Consider the following 24,991-nt stretch of genomic DNA (forward strand, 5'->3'; position numbering starts at 1 on the left):
CTACGCGTCATGCTGTCCCCTTCGCCATGTGATCGAGCAGGGCGTCGAGGCGCTCAAGCGCCCGTCGTCGACTCGTCAAGGAGACCTGCGCCTGCTCACAGTCGCGCTGCCCTTGTGCCAGACGTTCGTGCTGCTCAGCCAGCTGTGCCTCCAGGTGTTGCAGCTCAAGCAACACTGCACGCTCACACTCTTCGCGGCGCTGAACGTCGCGCAGGCTCACGGTGCGCTCGCGCTGGTCCGCGAGCCAGGCTGCCCGCTCCTGCCGGTAGGCCTTACGCCGTGCCGTCAGCGTCGCACTGATCGTCTCCAGCGCCTGGCGCTCACGGTCGACCGCCGCACTGGCCTCACGCCACGCACGCTCGGCCTGGCGCTCGCGTTGACTGCGCACAGGTCGGAGCTCCAGCAGCTCATTCTGGGACATCGGCGGTCAGCTCCATCAAGGCATCCCAGGTGTCGTCGAAGGCTACCGGGTGCCGCAGCTCCTGTTGCAGGAAGGACTGGATGGCGCCACGTCGCTCCACCGCCAAGTCGGTCAAGGCATCGTGACCGGGACGATACTCACCTAGTCGTAGCAGCAGCTCGATCTGGTCGTAGGCCGACAGCAGCCTACGTAACGCTGCAGCACAGCGGATTTGGGCCGCATCGGCCACGTTACCGAAGGTCCGCGATAGGCTGCCCAAAACATCGAGCGCAGGGTAGTGCCCGCGCTCAGCAAGCTTACGCGAGAGCACCAGATGGCCGTCGAGAAGCGAACGCACTTCATCGGCCACCGGATCGTTGAGCGAGTCCTGTTCTACGAGCACCGTGTAGAGCGCGGTGATGGCTCCCTGCTCGGCCAGTCCGGCTCGCTCTACTAAGCGCGGCAACAGTGTATAGACAGATGGTGGCAGGCCTCCGCGGCCGAGCGGCTCTCCTAGGGCCAGACCAATCTCGCGTTGTGCCCGAGCGAACCTCGTAAGGGAATCCAGCAATAGCAGCACGCGTCGACCCTGGCGTCGGAACCCTTCGGCCAGGGCAGTCGCAGTGAAGGCCGCACGGGCACGCTCCATGCTGGACCGATCCGAGGTGGCGCACACCAGCACCGCGCGAGCGCGCAAGCCAGCATCCAGTTCGTGGTCGAGAAATTCCCGCAATTCGCGGCCCCGCTCGCCGATGAGGCCGAAGACGATGACGTCACAGTCCAGGTTGCGCGCCAGCTCTGCCAGCAGCGTGGTCTTCCCGCAGCCGGCTCCTGCAAACAGGCCGAGTCGCTGGCCTTCGCCCACGCTCAGCAGGGCGTCGATGGCGCGGATGCCAGTGTTGAGTGCTCGGCTGATACGCGGCCGCGCCGTGGCCGGTACTACCTCTCCGAGGACCGTGACGGCGTTCTGCTCCTGGGGGCCGGCGAAGGCCGAAGGCCCGCTGCCATCGAGAGGTCGCCCGAAACCGTCCAGGACCTGACCCAGCAGATCCTCTCCCGTACGCAACCGATGGGGGACGCCGAGCGGCTCCACAGCTGCGCCGACGCCAATACCTTCCAATCCACCTAGCGCGCTGAGCAGGGCATCCTGGCGATCGAAACCGACGATCTCGGCCAACAGCGCTGGCTGGCCTGCATTACGAACGATGCGGCACAGGTCACCGATGCGGGCTTCGGGCAAGCGGCACTGCAGCAGAATACCGTTCACCCGCTGCACCCGCCCCAGCACCTGCACAGGCTGATAGTGTCGCAAGCCTTCGCGTCGCCGCAGGCTCCAATCGGTGAGTCGCTGCCGCGCGCTCACCAGCTCACCTCAAAACGCCGTTCGCCGTCGAAGGTCACCTTGCCCGCCTCGATAGCCGTCAGGCGTAGGCCATCAAGCTGATCACCGAGGAACAGCCGGCGCCCGTCGGCCGTCACCACATGTCCCTGCTTGCCCCCGACGATCTGCACGATGCGAAACGGGAGCTGCTCGTCCCGGGCCGAGAGCCGATCGATCAATGTCACCGGGCCTTGCTGCTGCGCCTGGAAACGCGCCACGGCCTGGCGCACTGCAGCCAGACGCTCTGGTGATAGGCGCCCGTTGAGGGTCACCTCCTGGGTACCTGGCTGAAGAACGACCCCTGCCGCGAGTTCACGCTCACGCAACCAGCGCTGCAACGCCACCTGGACGCTTTGCGCATCGTTGGCCGTAGTCTTGATATCAGCGAGTTGGCGCAAAGCCGCCGAGGATTCTGCCTCAGGCGCGGGAGGATTGCGTGCACTCAGCGCCCAGGCGCTCGAAGCCACAGTCACTACGGCGATCCCGATCACCAAGCGCTTAGCCCAGGAGGGACGCGGCGCCGCACCAGCGGTAATCCGCGGCGAAGGGGCCGGGAGGGGCTCTGCAACCGGCCAATCCGAGCCCGCTGCCGCCAGGCACAACCAAATGCCTGCCACGGCAAAGGGTACGTCCGGCAACAAGGCCAGCTGCATCTGCGGACAGCCGTCGGCATCGTGCAGGGCCGCGCCGGCGAGAGCGGCAAGGGTCCACTGATCGCCTGCCACCTGCAACAGCGCATGGCGTCCCTGCACACCGGGATCGTACAGCGCCAGATCGGCATCGTCCGCCGCCCCGATCCGCCATTCACCGTCCACCAGGGGCAAGGCCGCCCCCTGCTGCAAGCCGCTGAGCACCCGTAACTCGAACATGATCCCCTCCTGCAGCCTACCGGCCTCGCTCATCCCCTTCACGCTACGTCTTCCTCTCGATCGGCGTCCTCAAGCAAATCGAACCGCCCCAGCACCTCGACTTGCGCACTGCCCTGTAACTCGGCGAAGGACAGCACTGGCACATGGTTAAATTCGTCTTGGAGCAGCGTGCGGAGCGGTGCCCGGAGGTCCTGGGCCACTAGCAAGACCGAGCGCCGCTTGTTGCGTAGCGGAAAATGACGCCGCAGCAGACCAACCAGCACCTGGGTATGGCGCGTCTCCAGTGCAAAGAACGTCTCGGTCTGGGTCTGTCTTAAGGCCTCACGCAACAGGCCTTCGGTTTCTGCCGTCAGCAACCAGACGTGCAAGCCGTCCGCCTCGCGGTACTGGTGATAGATCTGGGCCTTAAGGGCAATTCGCGCATAGTCGGTCAATGCAGCCACGTCGCGCTCGTGCTGCCCGTGTTCAATGAGCGCCTCGGCAATCAGCCGGACAGCACGCAGAGGTACCCCTTCTCCGGCCAGGCGTTGCAGTACCGCAGCGAAGCGAGCCAACGGCATCGTGCGCTGCAGCTCCTGTACCAGTTCGGGTTGGCCGGCCTCGAGCCAGCCAAGAATCGACTTGCTCTCCTGCAGGCCGAGAAATTGCGGCCCAGTGGCGAACAGGGCGCGGGCCATGCGCTCCACAACCAGTTCGGTGGCGTTGACCGCTTCCACTCGTTCGTCTTGCAGCAAGGGATCATCGGGCAGCAGCCACATCCAGTCGCGTTCGTCGCGCTCCGCACGCCCAAGTTGAGCCTCACGCGGCTCCTGGGGCAAGGGCCCGCGAGCCACCGCCACCCGCTCGCCGAAGGTGGCACGCAGCACGGGTACCTCGTGCACACAGAAGCGGAACTCGTCAGGCTCGACCTGCACGGCGTACTCGATCTCGAACGGAGGCAGGGTCAAGCCGAAGCCGGTGACCAGACTGTTGCGTCGTTGGCGTAGCGCCCGCACAAGAGCCAATACATCCGGTTGGTCTCGGCGGTCGGGGTGGAATTGCAACAGGTAGGCGCGGGTTGGTTCGAAGCTACGCAGATCTTCTTGGCCGTTGAGTTCCGGCGCTAACGGGGCCTGGGAGGCTGCCTCTTGAGGTGGTCGACGACGCAGATACAGCTGCAACAGGCCACCGCTACCGGTGAGCAAGGCCATTATCAGGAAAACCAGGGTGGGCATACCCGGCAAGGTCGCAAAGCCAAGCATGCCGACCGAAGCGATGATCCAGGCCTTTGGCTCGGCGCCGAGCTGGGCGGCAATTTCCCGACCGATGTTGCTACCAGCTGCCTGGTTCTCCGGCGACACGCGGGTGATGATCATGCCGGCGGTCAGCGAAATCAGCAGCGCCGGGATCTGCGCGATCAGACCATCGCCGATGGTCAGCACCGAATACAGCCGCATGGATTCGCCAGCACCCAGATCGTGCTGCAGCATACCGACCGAGAAGCCACCGATGAGGTTGATCACGACGATCACTAAGCCAGCGATGGCATCGCCCTTGACGAACTTCATGGCCCCGTCCATGGCACCAAACAGCTGGCTTTCCTTGCCCAACTCGTCGCGACGCCGTCGAGCCTCGGTTACATCAATGAGGTTAGCGCGGAGATCGCTGTCGATGGACATCTGCTTGCCTGGCAGAGCATCCAGAGTGAAGCGCGCCGCTACCTCGGCGACCCGCTCAGATCCCTTGGTGATAACCAAAAAGTTGACCACCGTCAGGATAAGGAATATGACCAGGCCCACCGCGAGGTTGCCGCCCACCACGAAATTACCGAAGGCTTCGACGATGTGTCCGGCATCCCCCTGCAGCAGAATCAGTCGGGTGGTGGCCACCGATAGTGCCAGGCGGAACAGGGTGGTCAGCAGCAGGACCGCTGGAAAGGACGAAAAAGCCAAGGGCCGCGGCAGATAGAGCGACAGGACGATGAGCAAGCAAGAGACGCCGATGTTCACCGCGATCAGCACATCAACCAGCGGCGTCGGCAGCGGCATGATCAGCATAAACACAATGCCCAGCACAATGCTCGCAGCGACCACCTCGGTGCGCTTTACCGCCTGGAACGCCAGGCGATTGAGCCCGGACATAAGGATCATGGATGCACCCCTGCCAGCGGATCGGAGGTACGCGCCGGCAGGCCGCCTCGACTGCGCTCATCCAGCAATGCCAGCAGGTTGGCCAACGCTGTCTGTCGATGCTTGTCGTCCTGCCACAATGGCAATGGCAGGTGTTGCACCAGCCGGTAGAGCACATTGAGCGAGACCAGCTGCGTTTCGTCCTCCGCTCCGCCCAGCTCACGGCCCACGCGTCGAGCTTCGAGCGCGGTCAGGCCACCGGCGGCGAAGCCCAAAAGGCGCTGCAGCAGCGCTACCGCATCCAATTGCTCCTGCGGCCCTCGTGTGGCCAAACGTTGCAGCGCGGCCCGGCATTCTTGTAATACGGCGCCGAGCTGTCCTGAAAGCCCAAGCCCGCGCAGCAGGATGCGCAGACGAGGAGTTGGTCGAGAAGGACGCTCGGCCGCGATATCGTCTGCCAACGCCAGACGCAGTGTCGCCAGACCCTCGTCGAAGCGCGCCTCGCCGAACAGGCCCAGCAGAGCCTGCAGCATTCCAGGCAAAGACTGCTTGAGTACAACGGTGTCGTAGTACAGCTGCCGCACCGCCTGCCGCAGGGCGGGATCGCCCCCGGCAAGTCGCAGCGCGCCCGCGATGTTCAGACCAGCCCGAATCTGTGGTCCGAAGCGCTCGCGCAAGCGCCGCAGGTAGGCGGCGGCGCGCTCGGCCTCCTGACGCCGCCCGGCGCGCTCGGCAAGCGATTCTGCCTGGCGTAATACCACGTCAGTGCGAGCCGGGTCTCCGCCAGTCCGGGCCACCAGGGCGTCAAGTTCGGGCTGCTCTCCTAGCCAGGCTCCTGTGCGTGCGGCGAGTTCACCCAGACTCTCCTCCCCCGGATGCCCTAGCTGATCGTATTCCTCGTCCAGGCGATCGCGCTCGGCAATCCTCGCTTCGCCCTGGTCGTTGCGCGCGGCGGTACGGATCTGGCGCTGCTTGAGCGCCTTGCTGCTGCGCTCGACGTGATGACTGAAGCCCATGCCGATCTCCTCCAACCCCGCGCTGCGGCTGTCCTGTGCCTTGGGCGTAGCCAGGTCGGCAAGGGCCTGGCCAGATTGCGCGGCTAGGGAAGCGAGTAGACGTGCGTTATAGGAAGAGTCGATCTTCATGGTCGCGGGCAGGAATGGCCGAAGTCGTCACTGCGTGGTTGCAAGCGACGCATCGGTTCCAAGGCCGCTCTCAAGACCGTATCAGGCCGCGACCAGAACCCGCCCACGCGCTGTGAACCGGTTAACGCTGAGGTGCAGGATGCTGCACGGGCCAATCGTGTCTTGTTGCAGAGACCTGCAACGTCCGACGCACTGAACGATAGAAATTTTTTTATGAATCAATGGCTTGAACATTCAATCCAGTTTGGCACGGCGTCTGCTCTAGGGGGATGACCGCGAAATTCGGTCTTCCTGAGCCAAAAAAGGATATTTCTCGTGAGCAGCCTTCCGCCTTCTTTCACTTCCGGCGAATCGCCCACTATTGTGATCCAGCAGCTTGCTGCAGAGCACCGCCAAAAACTGCGCGCGTTCGTGCACAAGCGCGTCCTCAATGCGGCCGACGCGGATGATATCGTCCAGTCGACCTATCTAGAGGCCTGGCGCAACCGCGAAAAGTTCTCAGGTCTGGCCCGTCCGGAGACCTGGCTGTGCGGCATCGCGCTGAACCTTATCCGCAACCATTTTCGCCGCTTCTATGCCCAGCCTCAGCTCAGCCCGTTGGAAGACGTTCTGCACTGGAACGACGATTTGGATGTCAGCCAGCAATGCGAACATCTTTGTCTTCTGAACCGCACCCTGGATGCCATGGAAGACTTGCCGTTCAACATGCGAGAAACCCTTCATCGCGCGATTGAGTCCGAGGGCAGCTATCAAGAGACCGCCGAGTACCTTGGCGTGCCGATAGGCACCGTGCGCTCGCGCCTGTCACGAGCCCGCGAACAACTCAAACGTGACGTCTATGGAGAGCTCAGGGTATGAAGCGCTCGATTACCCATCTGGCACTGCCTCGCGGCCTGCGCCCCTACACGTCCGCCGACCTGCCGACGATGACTGAAATATTCAACGAGACCGCCCTCAGCGGGGTTAGCTCACCGGTCGTGCGGCCCCTCAATCTGGAGGAAATGACCTTCTTCGTGAGCTTTTACGTTAAAGAGGGCGGACCGGTGTATGTCTGCGAGCGCGGCGGCGAAGTGGTCGCTTGGTTGAGCGTTAATCGCTTCAGCTGGGGCGGTCAGGCCTGTCGGCTGACTGGCGAGGCGTCTATCTACGTTCGTAGCGACCTCGTGGGATCCGGGCTCGGCCTGCGTATGGGAAGGGCCGCAGTGGTATTGGCCGAGCGCTACGGCTTCGAAACCCTAGTTGGTTGGGTGATCGAGCACAACGACGCCAGCCGCCGCACCGCCCAGGGCCTCGGCGGTACCTTATGGGGTCGATTCCCAGACATTGCCCGCTTTGGGGAACAGCGGCGTGACGTGGTGCTCTACGGCCTCCCGCTGGAGCCGCAGGCAGCCGAGCAGGAGCACGCCCTTATGGCGGGCTGAACGGCTCAGGCGTTGTCGGTGAAACCATCGACAACGCCTGAGGCGACCCAGGCGCTATATGAAATCGTTGAGCTGTTTCATCGTCCCTTGGTCGAGCCCGCTGTTGGCCAGCGAGGAGACATCGTAGGTCTGGGGCTTCTGAGCAGGCCCAGCATCCTGGAGAGCCTGTACACCGAGCATGTTGGCAATCTTGTCATCGGTCATGCCAATCGCCCGGAAGGCCTGGACCGCCAAGCTGGCCATGGATTTCTGAAAGTCGCCGATGAAGCTGCCGATATCCAGCGAGTTGCTACCTGGTCCGCTGTTTCCTGAATTGAAGCTCGCGCTATTGTTCAGCAGGCCTGCGCCTGCTTCGCCGAAGCGGATCGGCGAAGAGCCGTTGTTGGTGTCGGACACGGCGAACTTGAGGCCCTGATTACCCTGGCCGTTGGGTTGCTCATACAGCGACATGGCGCCAGTGTTGAGGTTGCTGCCGATCAGACTGTTGACGTCCATAAGCATCTCCAGGTTGATGAATCCCGCGGATGGCGGCGGGAAGCGCCCCTTGCCCACCCGGACAAGGTCGAGGCAGGCTCCGCTACCGACTGGCCACCTGTGCCGGAGCATCGCCGTCGAGCGGGAAAATTTTAATCAAGGGGGCTAGCGCAGGTACGTCTCGCTTCATGGCCAGGGTCGGCAACGCTTCATGTGTAACCTCGACCAACGCCCCCCCCTGGGTGGAGGGCACGAGTAAGGTCGCCGGAGGCGCTACCCCCAAGTGCCAAACATAGGCGGGGTTCAGCTGGTGCAATTCTTTTTCCGCTACCCCAGCACGTGCGGCGAAACCAGCCAAGTCGAGCCCCGGTTCGACGTGGACCTGGGTAAAGTACGGCCGGTTTGGCACCGCAGCGAGCAACTCGGTACTGGCCAGCGGCTTCTCAATCAGATTCGCAAGTGCCAGCAGACGTGGAACGTAGTCCTGGGTTTCCTTGGGTAGCGACAGACTCCAGTAATCACTGGGCAAGCCTCTGCTGCGGTTAGCCTGGATAGCCTTCGCAATCCGCCCCTCTCCCGCGTTGTAAGCAGCTAGGGCCAGTAGCCAGTCACCAAATTGCCCGTGCAGGCGCGATAGATAGTCCAGCGCCGCCCGAGTCGAAGCCGTGACATCGCGGCGCCCGTCGTACAGTGCCGTCTGGGTGAGCGCGAAATGCGCCCCGGTGGATGGAATGAATTGCCACAGCCCTGCGGCATGGGCGGGCGATAGAGCCTGAGGGTTGTAGCCGCTTTCGATCATCGGCAGCAACGCCAGCTCGGTAGGCATGCCTCGCTGCTCGAGCTGCTCGACGATGTAGTAAAGATAGCGACTGCCCTGCTGGCTGGCACTGCGAACGAAGCCAGGGTTGCTGTCGAGCCAGCGACTCTGACGCACGATGCGGTCGTTGTCCCGGCGCAAGGACGTAAGCTTGAAGCCATCACGCAGTCGAGGCCACAAGCTTTCGCCGCTTGGGCCACGAACGGATTCGTCTGGCGCAGCATTGGATAGCTTCGCAGGCTCCCTTACCGTTTGCGTCCAAATCGGACCAGTGAAGCTTTTTGACACGGGGCCGGTAGAATGCTGACAACCGGTCAGCGCTAAAACCGCCAGAATCCAGCAAATAAGCTGATGACATTTGAAGTTCAGCGATTTACGTAGAAGGCAAGCACGCACAGTGAGGTCGTCGCAGCGGTAGATTTGCCCTATGTGGTAGCAACTCGTTTATGAGTTCCTTTCAACGGACAGCTACTTCTTGCCTTAAAGACTGTGAGTCCTTCGATTCCGCTGTCTCCGAGCAGCTATGAACCAGACCGAACACAATCCCCTTGGGCCGACGGGTTATTGCTCGCACCGCTCAGTCGGATGGGCTTTTTTACATGCCGTCAGGTTTCAACCGCCTGATTGCGAGCGTGATACGGTCCTTTTAATCGCGCCTGCTGCCATCGCGGACCCTTTCCCTCTTAGATAGAAAGGCACCTGGGCCGATCGCCAGGCGAAAAAAAAGGGTCAGCGTGCGCTGACCCTTTCAGGGTGCTCGGTCTGACCGAACAAGGTGTTTATGATGAGCTGCGCCTCGGCGGCGTAGGGTCCGAGGAAGGTCAATACAGCACCCTCCTCTGCGGCCCTTACGTGCAGCAGGATCCGGTACCGGCCGTAATGCTCCCGGTACCGCTCCCTGACCAGCGCGCGGTACTCCCCCGGGCCGCCGGCAAACGTCGCCGGCGGCGCAAAGGGGTCGATACCGTGGCTGCCTGGCGCCGTGGGCACGATCCGCGGATCGAAGAGGTAATTGCTCACGCAACTGCCCTCCTCGCCCACTGCGGAAAGCCCATCCGCCCCAGCTGCAACAGCACATCATTCCAGTCGACGCCCTTGGCGCCGTCCGGAATGGGCAGCGGCGGCACGAAGACCTGCAGCTGGATGTTCCGCTCCCAAAGCCGCTTTCGCAGTACCTTGGCAGCTTCCTCTCCACGACCTGACCGGTCCTTGTCGATCCAGATGCGGACGAGCTTGGTCGACGGCCCAGGCTCAAACGCTTCCAGCAAGGTGGCGCTCACCGCCGGGTAAACCCGAACCGCAAGATCCATCCCTGTTTCGATCGCAAACGCGGTCTCCAGGCCTTCGCACAGGTCGACGACCTGAGCATCCCATTGCCCGGTGCAGATGGCGCCACCGGTGACCTGACGATCACTGGGATAGGCGCACATCTTCTTCGGGTTCTCCACTGGCGCTTTCTCGCCGCGGGCGGTGAGAAAGTGCCGGTGCAGGGTGATTGGCATCTTCGCCTTCGAGACCTTGGCGACGATCGCCGGGTACTCGCCTTCAAAGCGCCCATCTTCATTGTGGCTGGCCAGGCCCCGGTGAAACCGCACCGTGCCTTCGAGGCCGCTGCGATCCCAGATCAGGATCTTGCGGCTGGCCAGGTACAGCCGCGCGGGTTCGGCATCAGGATGAGTCAGCGGGATGGTCTCCGCCCACATCTTGTTCAGCCGGTTGCGCAGCATCGTGTCCTCCTCCGCCTGCTTCGCCGCCGCGGCCTCGCGCCGGGCTTGAAGCTGAGGCAGACTCTGGCGATTGACACGCTCCTGCACGTTCTCGTCGTCGGTAGAGCGGATATCCAGGCGGTCACCCACCAGCGATACCGCATCGGCGAAGTCGATACCCTTGAGCCACTGCAGCAGCGCGAACCCGTCCGGGAACGCACCGCAGCTGTTGCAGATCCCGCCGCCGGACTCGTGAAAATCCTTGCGGAAGAAGCGGAAGCCATCCCCCTTGCGTCCGGTCTTGCCGTGCACAGGACAGGCGACATGGCGCCCCACCTTGCTGAATGCGCGTGCATCGATCTCAGGGCACAGATCCTCCAAGATGGAATCCCAGCCCCGCACCTTTGCCGCGTCACGCACCACACTCGCTTTCAAATTTCTCATCATGGACCTCCAGGTAAAGCCCAGCACCGGGGCTTCCCGAACCCCCCGAGACGGGAGCTTGGGGAAGCCCCGGCGCTGGGGAGTGGTCCAGAGAGACTTCGCCCCCAGAGGGGGATAAGCCCCCCTGGGGTTGGTTGGATCAGGCTGCCTGCCGCAGGCGCGGTAGGGACAGCGAGTTGAGATACTGACGGGCAGTATCGATAGCTTCGTGAATGACCTCGCGGCCGGCGCTGCAAACGCGCCGACCCTCCGGAAGCTCCACGCCGTAGACGTGCTTGCCGGCGAGAAGGATGTCGCCACCCTCCCCGTCGCTCGTGACCAGATAGACTCTGGCCTCGAGTGCACAGAAGCGCAGATCTCCTTTCAGGACCTGCGTAATCCGCTCATCGAGCTCCTCATTCGTCGTTTCCGACTCGAAAGGATCGTAGGACGGGTCCTTGAAGGCGCTGAGCTCCACGCGAAAGCGATCGAGCTTGAAGATCCGCAAATCCTCGGTTTCCTCGATGTAGCACTCAGAGAGCGAATAGCCCATGCGCGCTAGCATCGCTCCGGTGGACACGACATCCTCCTCCAGCGCCTTCATAAAGCGGTAGAAGGCCACCTTGTGCGTCGGGCTGCCATAGACGTCCGCGGCAGTGCCTTCGACGCTGCGCGCAGACTCACTCAAGGACGTTGATCGCTCGTGTACATAGTGATCTGGACCTCGAGACAGCGTGAGCTCCTCATCCTGATCAGCGTTTTCCTTGAGCTCGCTCCAGATCGCCGGAAGGATCTCCGGTACCAGGCGCGGGCCAAGCTTTTCGATGTCGAGCGTACCGGTGAAGCTTGCGCCATCGCCCTGGCAGTAGCCGAGGGAAAAGCGCACGTCGTCGGACGGGTAGCCAAGCTTTTCGAGCTGGCGAGCCATCATGGTGGTAAGCGCGGTGTTGATAGACATTCCTGGATCTCCGGTAAGCGCGGAGTCCGGCCCCGACGGGGACGAAGCCCGCGCGGGTTGAAAAGAGGTGCTGCACAAGCGCAGCAAACTCAAAGGTGATGGTTGTCAGCAGAGCGCCGGCGGACCACTAATGGATCGGGTTAGAGCGAATGGACATTTCTGGATCTCCGGCAAGCACGGAATCCGGCCCCGACGGGGATGGACCCCGGGCGGGTTGTGAGAGGAGCTATGCAGACCTAGCCGACTCAAGGTGACAGGCACCAGCAAAACGCCAGTGGCCCATCAGTGGATCAGGATAGAGCGAATAGACATTTCTGGATCTCCGGCAAGCACGGAATCCAGCCCCGACGGGGAGGAATCCCGCGCGGGTTAGGGGTTGGCCAATCAGAACGAAAGGCCGGTGCTGAAGAGCTCAGCTGCTGCATCACGAAGGCGCACCATGGCGCCATCGAGAATCTACTGTGGGCTGCCTGAGGGGCACTCCGCAGTAGACTCAAGGCAAGCCCCGCCGCATGGGCGGGGACTCGCTTGAGCGATCGCTTCAGAGAAGCAGATCGAGAACGACAATCACCAGATTGATGATCTCGGCCATGGTGCACCTCCTGGTTGGGAGGGACCCTGCCCCCATCGGGAGCAGAAGTCCCGTGAGGAAAGGCCTTGCGGCCCGCTGATACGTCTATCGGTGAAAGCTCAGCCTTCCGGAAGGGAGGCTGGCCAAAATTACGCTCAAGCCTTACGAGCTTGCGCCTTCACCGCATTGATCGCGCCCCGCAGGGGTGCGAAGTAGATCGCCGGCGCCTGCTTGGCAGCGCTGACGAACTCAGCAGCGAAGGTTTTGAAGAAACGCACCAGGTGATGTCGGAACATGGTCGGCTCCTCGCCAGTACATGTCCCGAGCATACGCCCGGGCTGGTGCCATCACAACGGCTTTGTGCCACTGTTTTGGTGGCAGTTTTGCAGCTGTCGCCACTGCAAGGTGACACCGGTTATAGCCCCGCGTAACGGAGCGAAGTAGATGCGCGGTGCCTCGCGAGCCGCCGTGATGAACTCCGCTACCGCTCTTCTTACCTTCGAGCCTTCAGTGATCATCTTTGATCTCCTTGAATGCCTTCCAGGACGTGAAGCCCAGGTAGGACAGGAACAGCAAAGCATCGACCACCAGGATGGTGTGCTCGAGGAAGAACAGCACCGTGAGCGTAAACTCAGCGACGTTGTACTCCCGCAGCTTGTGCACCAGGTATCCCAGCAGCACCGCCGGCATGGCGACGATGAGGAAGATGCCGGTACCGACCAGGCTATGGCCGGCAAAGTGCATCAGTGGGTGGTACCAGGGAACGCGGACAGCAGGGTCTTTCTTGCTATGGTCTCCCATAACAGGCCTCCATCTAAAATGCAGAGACCCCTGCCCCACGGGGACAGAGATCCCCGCGGTGGGTTGAAGTGCTGAAGGAAGATGCTCAGCTACATCGTCTTCACCGATCGCATGATCGCGTGAAAGATTCTTACAGCGCGGCCTGGCTTCAGGCCGCTGCTACGAACATCTCAGCCGCCAGCTGATCGAGCAGGTTGCCCTGGTGCTCGATCCAGTTGAGCAGCGCCTCCGCGAGAACCGGAGAGAATCCCTGGGGTTTGGCACCACTCACCAACTCGATGACGAGCGCCGAGGGGAGAGTGTCCAAAGCGTAGGGGCCAAACTCAATGCGCATGGGCGAGACCTCACACGGTACGCCCTCAAGCTCGTCGAGCTGGTCTTCCAGGACTTCCATGACTTGCGCCATCGCTCCTCTCAACATCTGCAATCGCATGCTTTGAGGCTGTTCAATGCTGGAAGCGAAGCGAAGCAACTCCTCCAGCATCTCCGACGGCTCCGGAATACCGGCCGCAGCATTCGACACGAAGTGCCAGCAATGCACGAATGCACCCCGCTCGCTACGCGACACAACGGTTCTGTCATCGAACTCGACGTCGTCATCCGGCATTGCCTGCGCAGCGCTCACGAACACGCTTTCCTCAGGCGTCATACCGAAAGCGTTGATGCAGTCACCGAAGGTCAGCCCTCGTTCGATGGCGGCCTGCAGCAGCTGTTTGGCGTCGAGCGCGCGCAGCGACTGCACGAGCTTGAGGGCATCCGCTTCAGCGCAGGGACGTACCGCGTTTTCGTGATTCATGGTCTAGCTCCTTGGTAGAGCCAGGCCGCGTCCCTACCGGGACTAGGCCCGGCTGGGTGGGGTTATGAGTAGATGATGCGTTCGATGGACACGAGCGGTATCAGGGTCTGCTTGAGCAGCTCCATCGGGGTGTCGACGATCAGCACGTGATCGCCAAGGGCCTCAGGGAACAGACACAGCAACGTGCGCCCATCCGTGAGGCGGGCGCGAAAGCTCGTGTGGACATCCACCTCACCCTCGGCAAAGTTGATTCTGGCCCAGGGATACACCTGGCAGAGCCGTTCACGCTCGACGTCGGAAAACGTCGAGACGAAGCCTGAGTAGAGATAGTTCGCAAGGTGGGGAGCGGTAACTTCCATGGTCTCTCCGGTAGAGGGCGAGACCAGTCCCCCGCGGGAGAGCTCCCGCCAGGGTTTATCGGTGTGCTGATAGAGGATCAGCTGCCTTTCGACGCGACCACCACTGGCCACGCTGAAACCGCTTTGCAAAGGCCTGCTTTGCGAAACGGTTTCCGATCCGCCGATCCAGAGCCACGAGGGCCCTAGATCGACATCGGCGTTCCCAGCAACAGGAACGGGTGCAGCGGCGCAGGCAAGCCTGGACCGCCGCCGATGTAGAAGGAAAGCTCTATTTCTCTGCCTGGTTAGCCTTCCGGATCAGATCGTCCGTCGTGCTCGACAGCAGTCTCCACAAAGCCACGGCGGGCGCCCAATAGCCGTACATGGTCTCTCTTGCGCCGCGCTTGAAGCCACGAATGAACTCACTCATAGCTGTTTCCTCTGGTGATGTCCTATTAAAGGGCTGCTAGGCAACCCATCAACTGATCTTAGTCTAGGTTCTTGCACGCTTTGATAGTGGATTTTATCACCCACCACAGAAAAAACGCACAGTCACCATAGAGAACCGCTTTTTCGAGCACTGTAAGGATAGGGACGAGCGGTCTTCCGTATTCCAATGTGCCGACCTGGTGAGTAAACCAAGCGAGCAGCAGAGCGGCCGAAGCCAGTATCAGAAAGAAGAGCACCCCTACGAGCACATGAGCGACGAATGCGCCCAATAGACCTATTTTTTTCAACATTGTTATCTCCGGTTGTGACGGGATAACAACGCCCTGACGGGGTTGTTAAACCCCGTCGGTTTAGTAAGTGCTGGTGGTACCAGCTTTTCAAAACAGACCACCATGGGTCTGCCTGAAACCGCTTGAGCAAGCTGCTCTTGCCGAAGCGGTCTCTGCCCCCTTCAGCCAGGCTGAAGGGGGCTAGATCGTCATGCCGCGAGTCGATAGGTGCCATGCGCGACGCGCTCGAAATAGCGCTCGTCCTGGACGACCTGCCGAATCTTGGCCTCCCAGTGGTTATTCGCCCGGGTAGCCGCGTAGGCCTCGAGCTGCGTGTTGATCTCCTTGAGGTGCAGCGTCTTTCCGCCCTGCAACAACCGACGCACCGCGGCGCGCCAGGTGATGCCCTGCATGGCCTGAGCGCGCTGCTGGATCTTGGCCAGGAAGTGCAGTGAACCGCGCTCCTTGCGAAAGACCAGCAGCTTCTCGTGCGCGATGCGTACGACGTTGCCGCTGTAGGTTCGCCGGTCCGAGACGCAGTTGTGCTGCGCCTTGATCAGCTCGTCGATCAGCTTGCCGGGCGCGACCCGCTCCACCAGCGAGGAGAGATTGAAGTACTCCCCCTGCCGGCGCAGATTGCCCATCAAGATGCCGTAGGTACCGCCGCGCTCCATCGCGTCGTGGATGTTCATCAAGGCCAGCTCCAGCGCCTCAACGAACTCCCTCATCGCCATACGGCTCATGTCCCACCGATTGGGTTCACCCCAGACGTTCCCGCTGTACTGGATCATGTCCAGGTACGCCGGGTGCCAGAAGCACGAATGTGCCTGCTCGCCCAGGAACGTCTGCAGATCATCCAGCAGCAGGTTGAAGCCCTGGTGCAGGTCGGTACCTTTGAAACGCAGCCCCATCTCCTGAGCCACCTTGACCGAGGTGCCCCCGCCAATGCTGGGATCGAACGCCAGGCCGTCCTTGCGCCGGTGATAGGTGGCGAAGAAGCCTTGGATGACGTGGCCGCTGCAGTTACCGCGGTAGCGGCTGTTGCCCCAGGGTCCACGGTCCGGGAAAGACAGGATCGAGTTTGGGAATTTCATGATGTGCTCCGTTTGTAGGAGGCACACCCCCTATCGGGGGTAATGCCCCGATAGGGTTGAGTTGTTGATTAGTTGCGGGAAGGCACGTGGTCGAGGGCCTCCAGTAGGTCGGTAATGTCAGTGGCCTCACACATCATGCGTCTGACATAGAGATCACGGTCATCTATAGAGACACAGCTGTCTGGGCTGGATTCGCCACACCAGTTACTGTCTCCGTCTTCTAGAAAATAGAGGTCGACTGGATTGTCAGCCTCAAGCAGTACCTCGCCATTCTTAGTGTGACGAACTACCACATTGGTCCGCAGCGGTACGTCTGCAGCGACAACCTTGAAAAACCAAGTGGCCTCTGAAGAGGCAGGTGATTTACAAGGACCCCACACGAACGCCCACTCTGCGGCTGGATCGTCTGGGATACGCTCAAGAACCACATTTCCCATAGCTACACGCCCGGCGGCCAACTTACCGAGCTCATCGCTCAGAAAGCGGGACGCAGCAGCCCGCGGGTTGGCAGCTAGGACCTCGTCCATCACGGTCAGGCCTTTCGAGTAAATGGCACAGCAAAACTTTTTGTTCATGACTATCTCCAGGAGTAGGAGGTGGCCATGCCCCGAGGGGGACGTGGCCACCCAGGGGGTTAGGAAACACAGACGCTGCGACGGGCAACCGCCGAAGCATCGAAGCAGAGGTCGTCGACGGCCTGAGTCGTGAGGCTCCAGGCCGAGACGAGGCACCGAGGCTTGCCGAACTGATCACGCGCCGCGGTGCGCCACAGCGGCAAGGCCATCACGTACCGGCTACCATCGAAGAAACCGATGATGGCGCCGGCCGCCGATGCTCGCGGTGCAATGTGGCGAAATAGCCGCTTGCCGAAGGGAGACACGACGAAGCGCCTTGCCGCGTCGACCGTGCTCAGACCAGCTACCTGGGCGGTCACCCGGTAATCAGCCATTTCAAACGTGCAGTGGTAGAGGTTCATGCCGATCGCTCCAGAGTGAAGCGAGGCTATGGCCCTGCAGGGCCAGTAGCCCCGCAGGTGGGTGAGGTGCTGACCAGGTCAGCTGAGGAATCTGCCACCGCACATGCGGGGACAGAAAAGATCGCTTTCGCAAGCTGGGCTTGGGAAAGCCATCTCGAACGGATCAGGAAGGGTGCTGGGCTGCCAGCTCAGGCGTCGATGCGCGCTCCGACTATAGCGAAGCGGCTGGGCCAATGCCAGCAAAGCCCCCTCTGGACGCCGAGGCGGCCAGAGGGGAAAGGTCTACGCAGCTGCGTAGCGGTTGGGGCTGAATACCCGGGCGTGCCCGCGTTCGTAATACACCAGCAGGGCGTCGAAGCCATCGCCGCGCTCTCGGACCAGGGTGAAGCGCGGCCGCTTTCCGGGGACCACCTCGCGGTGAAGCTCCAGAACCGCACCGTCCGAAAGCTCCCAGAGCAGGATCTTCATCGTATCGGTGGTGACGCTTGCGCGTCGGCCGATTTGGCGTGGTCCCAATAGCCTTGCAGCTTGAAGAATGATGGTCATGCATGCACCTCGAAAGAGGCGGGCACGCACGCCCCTAGCGGGCATGAATGCCCGCTAGGGTTGACTCTCAGAACACGCCGGAGAGGACGCGCTGAATTAGCCGATCACGCTCATCACGCGATCGGGGTATTGGGTGTAGCTGCAGCCGGCGCTACGCATGAGAGGCAAGGCCTCCTGCACGCGCATAGGCGCGCCAGACCTAGCGCGTTGCGAGATGCATCAGGTCGTCGACGCTGCCTATCTGTTCCAGCTCAGGCGTGACGTCTTTGACGTAGATGCGGTTGTTGCCGGTGGGCAACACGAGCGTGCTCAACTCCTCAGGGCCATACAGGCTCAGGTGCTCGAGGTTGACCTCGTTGAAAACCTGCACGCGCGCACCCGCCGGCAGGCCGGTGGCTTGGATGAGGGTCGGCTTGCCATCGTCCAAGAGGACAGCGACACCAAATCCCTCCCTTTTTACGCTCAACCAGGAATCCTGGTCGGCGCCGCCGACATTCAGGCGATTCTCGATGAGGTCATCGATCTCCTTCGAGGAGAGCGGGTCGACCTCACCGTCGTTGCTGGCCACATCAACCAAAGGCGATGGATGCTGGCCCTCGTGCAGCTGCCAGAGACGCAGAGCGGCGATGAGGGTGTGAAGGGTACGATCGTTCATGGTCTGCTCCTTGGAGCGAGGCCATGATCCCCACGCGGGATCATGTAGCCCCGCGCTGGGTTGGTGGTGTGCTGACTAGGCGTCAGCTGGCTTTCCCGCTATCGACATCGATACCGGCGAAGTCTGCTCAGCAAGCCCTTGCTTGCTCAAAAGACTCGGTAGGAGGCCCGCCCCCGGGTGGGGGCAGGTGTGTCACGCAACGGTCAGCAGGGCGGAACGCGTCCGCCGCAGCGTCTCTCGGGATAGCAGCATCCCGCGGTCGGTCCCGGTCCCTAAGCAAAGGCCCGAAACCAAACTCAACGGATAGCCATTTAAACTCCTGGATAAACACAAGGCCGTAACGGACGCTGATGCCCGCCTGCATTATGATAAAAAAGCTTCACCAGAATAGGATATTCGTATTCATGAATGTTCGACAGGCAACTACCGGTGATCAGCCAGCACTCTTCGATATACACAGGTCAGTCTTTCGGTGCCACATCGAAAAATTGTGGGGCTGGAATGAAGCCTGGCAACGTCAAAATTTTTCATCCGAATGCGAAAACGCCGACACATCCGTCGTTGAGGAGGACGGCGTTATAGCGGGATACACTCAGGTCCTGGATGAAGATGATCAGGTTTACATACAGAACATTGCTCTATCAGAAGCCTTTCAAGGTCGAGGCATCGGCACCGAACTGTTGCGACAGCTTCAATCGCATGCTTCCGCCCGTAAGGTGCCATTGATGCTCAGTGTTTTTCGTACAAACCCATCCGCACGCAGGTTGTATGAGCGCTTGGGATTTCTACGCATAGGCGAGTCCGAAACGCACATTGAAATGTGCTGGGCCGCCCCCTGCGGATTGAAGGGTTAGTGTTACGCCAACCAGGCGCCAGTTGGCTTTCGCGGCACCGACATCGATGACGGAGAAGTCTGCTCAGCAAGCCTTGGCTTGCTCAAAAGACTCGGTAGAAGGCCTGCCCCCGGGGTGGGGGCAGGTGTGTCACGCAACAGTCAGCAGGGCGGAACGCGTCCGCCGCAGCGTCTCTCGGGATAGCAGCATCCCGCGATCAGTCCCGGTGCCTAAGCACAGGTCCGAACCATACTCAGCGATCAGCTGGGAGGCGTTCCCAGGCGCTGCAACCGCGGCGCCGGCGAGGCAGCTGCTCAGCAGCTGAGCGACGTCCTCCCCGGGCAGTGTGCTGGTGACCAGGTCGTCACCGGTGTTGCGGTCCCGCACGATCAGCTGATCGGCCGCGGGCGCCGTCGTGAGCAGCTTGCGCAGCGTCGGCGACAGCCTGGGGATCACCTCGGGCGAGCCCAGGTGATACTCCTTGAGCAGCGTAGGCTGTCCGAAACGGACGACCACTTGGCCGATGTCACCGTAGTGCGCCAGCTGGCGGCATCCGGTGAGCGCCTGGCCAAGGCCGCCCCAACGAGCGTTGCGGCCCGTCTGATCGAGGATTCCCAGGATCCGATAGCTTGGAAGCTATGAACGAACGGGACCACGATGCGGTTGCCGAGGCGACCACGGCCGACGACGGTGAAGGACCAGAAATCGGTCCCGCAATGCGAGGGCTGCCGTAGGCGCACGCGCGAACCTGCACGCTTGAGTAGCAGCTGACAGACCAGCAGGGCTTGATGGGTATTCATGGTTTTGCTCCTGGGTGGGAGCGGGACCATCCCAGTGCGGGGTGATCCCGCAGTGGGTTAAGGATGTTGCGTACCGTCTACCGCTTCACTAGCTGGGATACCGCTGAGCGCTAGCACCTCATTGAACGTGTGGAGGCGAGACCAGCCGGCCTCCTTACTCCACACCCCGCCGAGGTAAATCCGAAAAGGCTCCGGCGTGTAGTCGCCATACTTCTCCGGCTGGGCCAGGATCAGATCGATCTGCGCCTTGTATTCGTCGTAGCGTGACCGGTTGAACCCGGCAACGGCTTCGAGCGACAGCGGTAAACCGCAGTGCACCAGGCCGACCGACCCGTTGACGTCTCGCTCGAATTCTTCAGGTGACAGGTTCGAGTAAGTATCGCGGATCCTGCGCTCGGTCTGAACCTCAAACCGGCAAGATGCGCCGTCCAAAACGCAGTCGAACGAATGGCGGCCTTGGTAGCTCGAGCGCCAGCGCACCCGAAGGTTGAGCATGGTTCGCGCGAGCTCAGTAGAAGGCACGGTTTGGGTAGTCGTCATGGGGAAGCTCCTATGAAGAGAGCGGCCCCTCCCCCGCGGGAGTGGCCCGCTCAGGATAGGTTGATGCCGGAGTCGCCGGCGGCGATCAGGCGTGCTTTTGCAGGATGCGGCCACGCCAGATGGTGCGCGTGACGTGCTTCTTGCGTGTGCCGGTCGGGTTGCCATCGGCGTCGAGGATTTTCTCGTCGACTTCGACAGTTTCCTTTCCCATGCGCTTGAGCTGCACCCGATCACCAACCTCGATGTTCAGCTCATTGACGACTTGCTGCAGCTCGATTCCCCACACGTCCCCACCAGTATTCAAGCGAACCAGGTAGGAGAATGAGGAATTCCTTTCGAACCGATAGCGATAGCGGCCATGCCGCTTGACTACCCCTTCCTTTGCGTCGGACCAGTCGATGACGTCCGAGGACGCCGCCGATGCCGTCGCCCGCCGCTCCGCCTTGAGCGGGACAGCAGGTGACTCAGCGGGTACCGGCAGATCCTCGCCGACGTCGAAGCCCTCATAGTCAGCAAGGCTCGCCGGCGGCGCCGCGAAATAGTCCTGCCCGGCAGCCGGGGTCGACCTTTCAAACGGGATGAACTGCGCAGCGTGATGGAACCGCGGCAAATCCTGCCAGGTGGTATCGGCTGCTGGCGAAGGGAAGCTTCGCAGCGAGCACGGCCCGTCTTGCATGACCCCGTGAAGGCGCTGCGCGAATTCGCGCTGCCGGTCCTGCAGTGCTTCACGCTGAAGCCGATCAAGCTGCTCGTAATCCGCCCGGGTGCGATAAGCCTCCGGAGCACGATAGGGAAACAGCAGTGCATCGACCACAGGTGACTGGGTGGGTTGATAACGCATGGTGAACTCCTCGTAGAGAGGAGACACGTCACCCCGAGGGGGAACGTGCCCCCAAGGGTGTGATGCTCCGGACGGACCGGAACGATAGGTGCTGGAAACCTCCAGCTGGGTATCTCTCGACCACCAGAGGTCGAGGAGAATCTGATCGGCGCAGCCAGGCGCTCTGCCCATAAGACTCGAGAAAAAGCCTCCCCCGGTGAGGGGGGAGGTGTCAAGCAATCAAGCCGTCAGTTGCTCAAGGACCTGGTGCTTGGTGAGGGTTCGAACCAACCCCTCGCGCAGCAACTCACTGTCGACGCCGGCGAAGTAGGCCAGGGTTTTGAACGAGAAGGGACCGAAGTCTTCCTCGTCCATCACCCAAGCCCAATGCTCCTGCCGAGATGCCAGCGAATTGCGCCGGTCCAGCAGAACGCCCAGCGCGTGATGCAGCATGTATTCGCGAACGCGATCGATGTCTGCGTCAGTCCAGACGTAGGTGTCGACCTCGCTGTCCGGAATGGCCAGCAGGTCGAAATACAGCTGCTCGATATCAACCGCAGTGTTCGTCTTGCGAGGCGCCCGTTTGACCCGCGGCCTGGGCAAGCCCTGCGGTAAGGGAAATTCGCAAAACGAGCTTTCAGTGAAAGAAAGCGCAAGTTGCATGGTATGCCTCCGGTTAGGAGGAGACACACCCCCCACCAGGGGGGTATGTCCCCTGGTGGGTTGTCCGCCGTTAGGCGGTTGGTAGATCAGCGGCCGCGGTTAGGCGGCCTGGGTCAACACACGCTGCACGAGCGCCTGGAGGGCGCTGCGCAACTGCCCGAGGTCATCCAGCAGCTGCCAGTGACCGGTGCCAAACATCAGCTGCAGGTTCGTGGCCTTCGCCTCGCCATAGGCGATCGCGAACACCTCGATTCCTGAAGCGCGACACCGGGCGACCATATCGATCACGTCGGTCACGTTCCGCGGGTCGCCGTCGGTGCTGATGATCAGCACCTTGCGCTGTCCCTTGGCGCGCAACAGGTCGCCGGCGGCCGGCCATATGGCGCTGGCCAACGGTGTTCCGCCGGAAGCGGTCAGGCCGAAGCGCTGTTCTGCCACTGCGCTGGCCAGGTTCTGGCCGTGCCGTTTCAAAACACCGACCTGCTCCCGATCCCCCCGAGGGAAGACCATCGCACCACTGGTAACGCCGGCAATACCCTCCAATGCCGTAAGCATCGCAAAGCACGCCTCCTCCGCAACCTGGATAGGCTTGCGCCCGCCGGTCTTCACACCCATAGAGCCGGAGCCATCGAGCAACAGCTGGATAGCAGCATTGGTGCGCTGCACGGGTTCCTGTTTCCGGAAGATCCGGTTTTCCCCAACCCTCACCCGTGCAAGGCTCGCTGTATCCAGACGATTACCCGTTTTGCGCACGGTGACCCGTGCGTTCTGGCTGCCCTGAATGAGGCCGTTGAGCACCTGGCGCAGCCCCATGGAGGCGGCGCGCCCGTTGATGACAACGTCCTGCTGCAGAGCCTGTGAACCGACAGCGTGCGCCAGTACCGAACTCGGCGTGGAGCTTGTGCCGCCGGCGTTGGCGCCGATCAGGGTAGCGGCTTGGGATGAAACGTCCCCAAGCGCATCCTGCATGGCCTGCGAGTCAGCCTTTACCACCCGCTGCTTCAGGCTTGGCTGAGCGCCCTGCTGATCGGCGCCAGGCTGGCCGGACGCCGCTTGCGCGTCGCCTTGACCTGCCTGATCGCCCTTGCTGGAGTTGCCCTGCTCACCCTGACCAGGTTGATCCTGGCCTTGCTGAGCGCCTTGATCCTGGCCCTGTTGCGGGCCCTGGTCCTGACCTTGCGGCGCAGGATCAGGATCCGCGCCAGCGTCGGGCTGCTGAGGCTCCTCTTCGTTTAAGACATCGAGTATCCGATGGGCGAGCTGATACACCCCCGCGGTATCGGGCAAGCCGGTGACCGTGGACAGTAGCCCAAGGATTTTCGCGCGTCGGCCGGCACCAAAGGTGTTGGCCAACGCAGCATCCAGGACAACGGCGACCTCTTCGATCGGCTGATTGAGCAAGCGCGCCCGGCCGATGATCAGGCAGGCGTCGTGCAAAACCACCGCTTCGGATTTCCCGTCGGCGCTCCAAGGCTTCTGGAACACCTCCTGGGCAGTCACCCGCAGTGGCTCGATGGCGCAGTAATGGTCTTCCATCATGCGTTTCTCGATCCGCAGATCTTCGAGCAGGTTCAGAAAGCGACCCATGAAGGGGCTTTCTGCATTAGCCAGCTCATAGGGCTCATCGTCCGTGTACTTGATGTGCGCCGACTCATGGGCCGTCCACCCGAGGGAGACGTTGACCATGCGAGGCGACTCATCTTTGAGCACCGGCAGGTAGATCACCTTGTCCTTTGTTGCCGGCTGGTTTCCACCAAACTCGATGCGCACCCCCAGGTCGTCGCAGAAGTAGCGCGCGATGATCGGGAAGGCGTTGCTCAGAGAACGTTGCATAGCTGTCACTCCAGTAGTGGAGGACACACCACCCCCAAAGGGGGCAGGTGCCCCCGGGGGGTTGGTTTACATGCAGAAGTCCAAGGCGTCCTGGGTAGTCGGCATTGGGATGTTGGCAATAGACGTAGCAACGCCCAACGCCGACATCTGGGTATCGATCACCTGCCCGTCAATGGCCCGGGCCTGCAGCTCTGCAGCTACCGAGCTCAGATCTTGAAGACCAGGTGCTGCCTGCTGACCGGCGATCTCATCGAGCAGCTCGCCAACGGACATGCCGCCGTCGTCCGCAGGGGACGGCGACTGGTCGATCACGGCAGCAGAAGCTACGACGGCACCAGCAGCTGCCGGGGCCTGTTCGATCACGACACTCGCCGCCGGCACGCCACCGGTGGCGGCAGTCTGCGCAGCAGATGCCGCGAAGGACGTGGCCAGCTTCGAGATGTTGCGCTCGTCACTCAAGGACAGCATGAGTGTCTGCAGCGTTTGGAAATGCCCACCCTCGTACGGCCCCTTTTTGGGGAGCTGCTCGATAACGGACATCATGTGCTCGGCGACCAGATGAATCCCAGGATTCAAGAACGCAAGCGAGGTGAGCTTGCGGTGAATCTTCAGGATCGCGCTGACCGCCTTGCGGCTGACAGAGGACTTGTTGGCGAAACTGCCATCCACCAGGTCCTCGGCCGCGTCCGCGATCTCCCGGAACAGCTGTCCGGAAAGACCCTCCACTTCCTGCTCCAGCCCCTTGCTCAGGGCCGGATCGGACTTGTCGGGCACCACGCGCACCAGGGTGTAGCGGAAGCCCAAACGTTGGGCCACGACCTCTTTCGGGGTCTTGGCCTTCTCGATCGCAGCTTGCCACTTCGGATCCTGATCCCACTTTTGCGCCCACGCGTCGAAGTTCGAGTCGTAGTTGTCGAGGAAGGATTTGATCTCAAGGCCGAACTCGCGCTGGATGTCGTCGAGCTCCTTCGCGATGGCCGGAGCCGCGTCGTTCGGGATGCCGTAGCCGCCCAGGAAGCGCACGCCTTCGCTCTCGAGGAGGCGATGGGCGCGGCGCTTGAGGTTGTCGAACCGCTTGATCTGCTCGGGATCCATGATCCGCTTGCTTCCCAGCGATGCGAGCTCCGCCGGCGGCAGATCCACACCAGGACCGAGGTCCTCGATACGGAGCTTTTTGCGGCCGGACCAGATGTTGACGTCGAGACCTACCAGCAAGAGCTTGCTGAGGGTTTCGATTTCCTTGATGGGTTGAGCAGTTTGCATGGTGAAGACTCCGGTTTGGGCGGGAGTCTTCCCCGATGGGG

General features: G+C 61.8%; 29 protein-coding genes. 3 read left to right on the plus strand and 26 right to left on the minus strand.

Features of this window, described 5'->3' with window-relative positions:
• Window positions 1–7: 7 nt before the first annotated feature.
• The 5 genes from PVZ77_RS19190 to PVZ77_RS19210 are packed head-to-tail and all read right to left on the minus strand — an operon-like array spanning window position 8 to window position 5,903.
• Window positions 8–421 carry a hypothetical protein gene (locus tag PVZ77_RS19190; protein ID WP_273808395.1) on the minus strand — a complete coding sequence of 138 codons (414 nt, stop codon included), beginning with the start codon at window positions 419–421 and terminating at the stop codon, window positions 8–10.
• Entirely contained in the window at window positions 408–1,763 is a 1,356-nt protein-coding gene (locus PVZ77_RS19195; RefSeq protein ID WP_273808394.1) for a FliI/YscN family ATPase, read from the minus strand. Before PVZ77_RS19195 ends, PVZ77_RS19190 begins: the two co-directional genes overlap by 14 nt.
• On the minus strand, window positions 1,760–2,650 hold the full coding sequence (locus tag PVZ77_RS19200; RefSeq protein ID WP_273808393.1) for an FHA domain-containing protein: 891 nt from the start codon (window positions 2,648–2,650) through the stop codon (window positions 1,760–1,762). The genes PVZ77_RS19195 and PVZ77_RS19200 overlap by 4 nt, the downstream gene beginning before the upstream one ends.
• A gap of 38 nt (window positions 2,651–2,688) precedes the next feature.
• Complete coding sequence (gene sctV, locus PVZ77_RS19205; RefSeq protein ID WP_273808392.1) at window positions 2,689–4,779, minus strand: type III secretion system export apparatus subunit SctV; 2,091 nt, start codon at window positions 4,777–4,779, stop codon at window positions 2,689–2,691.
• Window positions 4,776–5,903: a TyeA family type III secretion system gatekeeper subunit gene (locus tag PVZ77_RS19210; RefSeq protein ID WP_273829836.1), complete on the minus strand. Its 1,128-nt coding sequence runs from the start codon at window positions 5,901–5,903 to the stop codon at window positions 4,776–4,778. Before PVZ77_RS19210 ends, sctV begins: the two co-directional genes overlap by 4 nt.
• A 291-nt stretch (window positions 5,904–6,194) precedes the next feature.
• Here PVZ77_RS19210 and PVZ77_RS19215 point away from each other — a divergent pair, with 291 nt between their 5' ends.
• Complete coding sequence (locus PVZ77_RS19215) at window positions 6,195–6,761, plus strand: RNA polymerase sigma factor (protein ID WP_273808431.1); 567 nt, start codon at window positions 6,195–6,197, stop codon at window positions 6,759–6,761.
• A complete protein-coding gene (locus PVZ77_RS19220; RefSeq protein WP_273808390.1) occupies window positions 6,758–7,324 on the plus strand; it encodes a GNAT family N-acetyltransferase in 567 nt (188 codons plus the stop codon). The genes PVZ77_RS19215 and PVZ77_RS19220 overlap by 4 nt, the downstream gene beginning before the upstream one ends.
• Window positions 7,325–7,378: 54 nt before the next feature.
• Here the strand turns inward: PVZ77_RS19220 and PVZ77_RS19225 are convergent, their stop codons facing one another.
• The 15 genes from PVZ77_RS19225 to PVZ77_RS19295 all read right to left on the minus strand — a co-directional run bounded on the left by PVZ77_RS19225 (window position 7,379) and on the right by PVZ77_RS19295 (window position 18,198).
• Window positions 7,379–7,819, minus strand: a complete 441-nt coding sequence (locus tag PVZ77_RS19225) for a hypothetical protein (RefSeq protein WP_273808389.1) — start codon at window positions 7,817–7,819, stop codon at window positions 7,379–7,381.
• A gap of 82 nt (window positions 7,820–7,901) precedes the next feature.
• Window positions 7,902–8,732 carry a transglycosylase SLT domain-containing protein gene (locus PVZ77_RS19230; RefSeq protein WP_273808388.1) on the minus strand — a complete coding sequence of 277 codons (831 nt, stop codon included), beginning with the start codon at window positions 8,730–8,732 and terminating at the stop codon, window positions 7,902–7,904.
• A 612-nt stretch (window positions 8,733–9,344) separates the two neighbouring features.
• Window positions 9,345–9,635 (minus strand): hypothetical protein, encoded by a 291-nt coding sequence (locus PVZ77_RS19235; protein WP_273808387.1) that lies wholly within the window; start codon window positions 9,633–9,635, stop codon window positions 9,345–9,347.
• On the minus strand, window positions 9,632–10,765 hold the full coding sequence (locus PVZ77_RS19240; RefSeq protein WP_273808386.1) for a DUF7146 domain-containing protein: 1,134 nt from the start codon (window positions 10,763–10,765) through the stop codon (window positions 9,632–9,634). Before PVZ77_RS19240 ends, PVZ77_RS19235 begins: the two co-directional genes overlap by 4 nt.
• Window positions 10,766–10,904: 139 nt before the next feature.
• Window positions 10,905–11,702 (minus strand): hypothetical protein, encoded by a 798-nt coding sequence (locus PVZ77_RS19245; RefSeq protein ID WP_273808385.1) that lies wholly within the window; start codon window positions 11,700–11,702, stop codon window positions 10,905–10,907.
• 726 nt (window positions 11,703–12,428) lie between these two features.
• Complete coding sequence (locus tag PVZ77_RS19250; protein WP_156522273.1) at window positions 12,429–12,569, minus strand: hypothetical protein; 141 nt, start codon at window positions 12,567–12,569, stop codon at window positions 12,429–12,431.
• Window positions 12,570–12,780: 211 nt separating this feature from the next.
• The gene (locus PVZ77_RS19255; RefSeq protein ID WP_064307005.1) at window positions 12,781–13,074 is read right to left on the minus strand and encodes a hypothetical protein; all 294 of its coding nucleotides are present in this window, start codon (window positions 13,072–13,074) and stop codon (window positions 12,781–12,783) included.
• Window positions 13,075–13,222: 148 nt separating this feature from the next.
• Complete coding sequence (locus PVZ77_RS19260; RefSeq protein WP_273808384.1) at window positions 13,223–13,870, minus strand: hypothetical protein; 648 nt, start codon at window positions 13,868–13,870, stop codon at window positions 13,223–13,225.
• Between the two features lie 62 nt (window positions 13,871–13,932).
• Window positions 13,933–14,229 (minus strand): hypothetical protein, encoded by a 297-nt coding sequence (locus PVZ77_RS19265; protein ID WP_064307007.1) that lies wholly within the window; start codon window positions 14,227–14,229, stop codon window positions 13,933–13,935.
• 268 nt (window positions 14,230–14,497) lie between these two features.
• The gene (locus PVZ77_RS19270) at window positions 14,498–14,638 is read right to left on the minus strand and encodes a hypothetical protein (RefSeq protein WP_156522274.1); all 141 of its coding nucleotides are present in this window, start codon (window positions 14,636–14,638) and stop codon (window positions 14,498–14,500) included.
• Window positions 14,639–15,136: 498 nt separating this feature from the next.
• Window positions 15,137–16,021 (minus strand): DNA adenine modification methylase, encoded by an 885-nt coding sequence (locus PVZ77_RS19275; protein ID WP_273808383.1) that lies wholly within the window; start codon window positions 16,019–16,021, stop codon window positions 15,137–15,139.
• Between the two features lie 68 nt (window positions 16,022–16,089).
• On the minus strand, window positions 16,090–16,596 hold the full coding sequence (locus PVZ77_RS19280) for a hypothetical protein (RefSeq protein WP_273808382.1): 507 nt from the start codon (window positions 16,594–16,596) through the stop codon (window positions 16,090–16,092).
• Window positions 16,597–16,655: 59 nt separating this feature from the next.
• On the minus strand, window positions 16,656–16,997 hold the full coding sequence (locus PVZ77_RS19285) for a hypothetical protein (RefSeq protein ID WP_273808380.1): 342 nt from the start codon (window positions 16,995–16,997) through the stop codon (window positions 16,656–16,658).
• Between the two features lie 282 nt (window positions 16,998–17,279).
• Window positions 17,280–17,543 carry a hypothetical protein gene (locus PVZ77_RS19290; protein ID WP_273808379.1) on the minus strand — a complete coding sequence of 88 codons (264 nt, stop codon included), beginning with the start codon at window positions 17,541–17,543 and terminating at the stop codon, window positions 17,280–17,282.
• A 199-nt stretch (window positions 17,544–17,742) separates the two neighbouring features.
• The gene (locus tag PVZ77_RS19295) at window positions 17,743–18,198 is read right to left on the minus strand and encodes a hypothetical protein (protein ID WP_273808378.1); all 456 of its coding nucleotides are present in this window, start codon (window positions 18,196–18,198) and stop codon (window positions 17,743–17,745) included.
• Between the two features lie 404 nt (window positions 18,199–18,602).
• On the opposite strand from PVZ77_RS19295, the gene PVZ77_RS19300 reads away from it, so the two are divergent.
• Window positions 18,603–19,052 (plus strand): GNAT family N-acetyltransferase, encoded by a 450-nt coding sequence (locus PVZ77_RS19300; RefSeq protein WP_273808377.1) that lies wholly within the window; start codon window positions 18,603–18,605, stop codon window positions 19,050–19,052.
• A 129-nt stretch (window positions 19,053–19,181) separates the two neighbouring features.
• Here the strand turns inward: PVZ77_RS19300 and PVZ77_RS19305 are convergent, their stop codons facing one another.
• From PVZ77_RS19305 to PVZ77_RS19330, 6 genes are all read right to left on the minus strand, one after another.
• Window positions 19,182–19,547: a hypothetical protein gene (locus PVZ77_RS19305; RefSeq protein ID WP_273808376.1), complete on the minus strand. Its 366-nt coding sequence runs from the start codon at window positions 19,545–19,547 to the stop codon at window positions 19,182–19,184.
• A gap of 341 nt (window positions 19,548–19,888) precedes the next feature.
• Window positions 19,889–20,371, minus strand: coding sequence for a hypothetical protein (locus PVZ77_RS19310; RefSeq protein ID WP_273808375.1), 483 nt, complete (start codon window positions 20,369–20,371; stop codon window positions 19,889–19,891).
• Between the two features lie 85 nt (window positions 20,372–20,456).
• Entirely contained in the window at window positions 20,457–21,212 is a 756-nt protein-coding gene (locus tag PVZ77_RS19315) for a hypothetical protein (RefSeq protein ID WP_273808373.1), read from the minus strand.
• 219 nt (window positions 21,213–21,431) lie between these two features.
• Window positions 21,432–21,854: a hypothetical protein gene (locus PVZ77_RS19320; RefSeq protein WP_273808372.1), complete on the minus strand. Its 423-nt coding sequence runs from the start codon at window positions 21,852–21,854 to the stop codon at window positions 21,432–21,434.
• A gap of 99 nt (window positions 21,855–21,953) precedes the next feature.
• Window positions 21,954–23,687 (minus strand): VWA domain-containing protein, encoded by a 1,734-nt coding sequence (locus PVZ77_RS19325; RefSeq protein WP_273808371.1) that lies wholly within the window; start codon window positions 23,685–23,687, stop codon window positions 21,954–21,956.
• Between the two features lie 66 nt (window positions 23,688–23,753).
• Entirely contained in the window at window positions 23,754–24,950 is a 1,197-nt protein-coding gene (locus PVZ77_RS19330; protein ID WP_273808370.1) for a DUF3150 domain-containing protein, read from the minus strand.
• Window positions 24,951–24,991 lie beyond the last annotated feature (41 nt).

The organism is Pseudomonas sp. SHLD1 (assembly GCF_028640935.1).
GTDB classification, from domain to species: Bacteria; Pseudomonadota; Gammaproteobacteria; order Pseudomonadales; family Pseudomonadaceae; genus Chryseomonas; species Chryseomonas aestiva.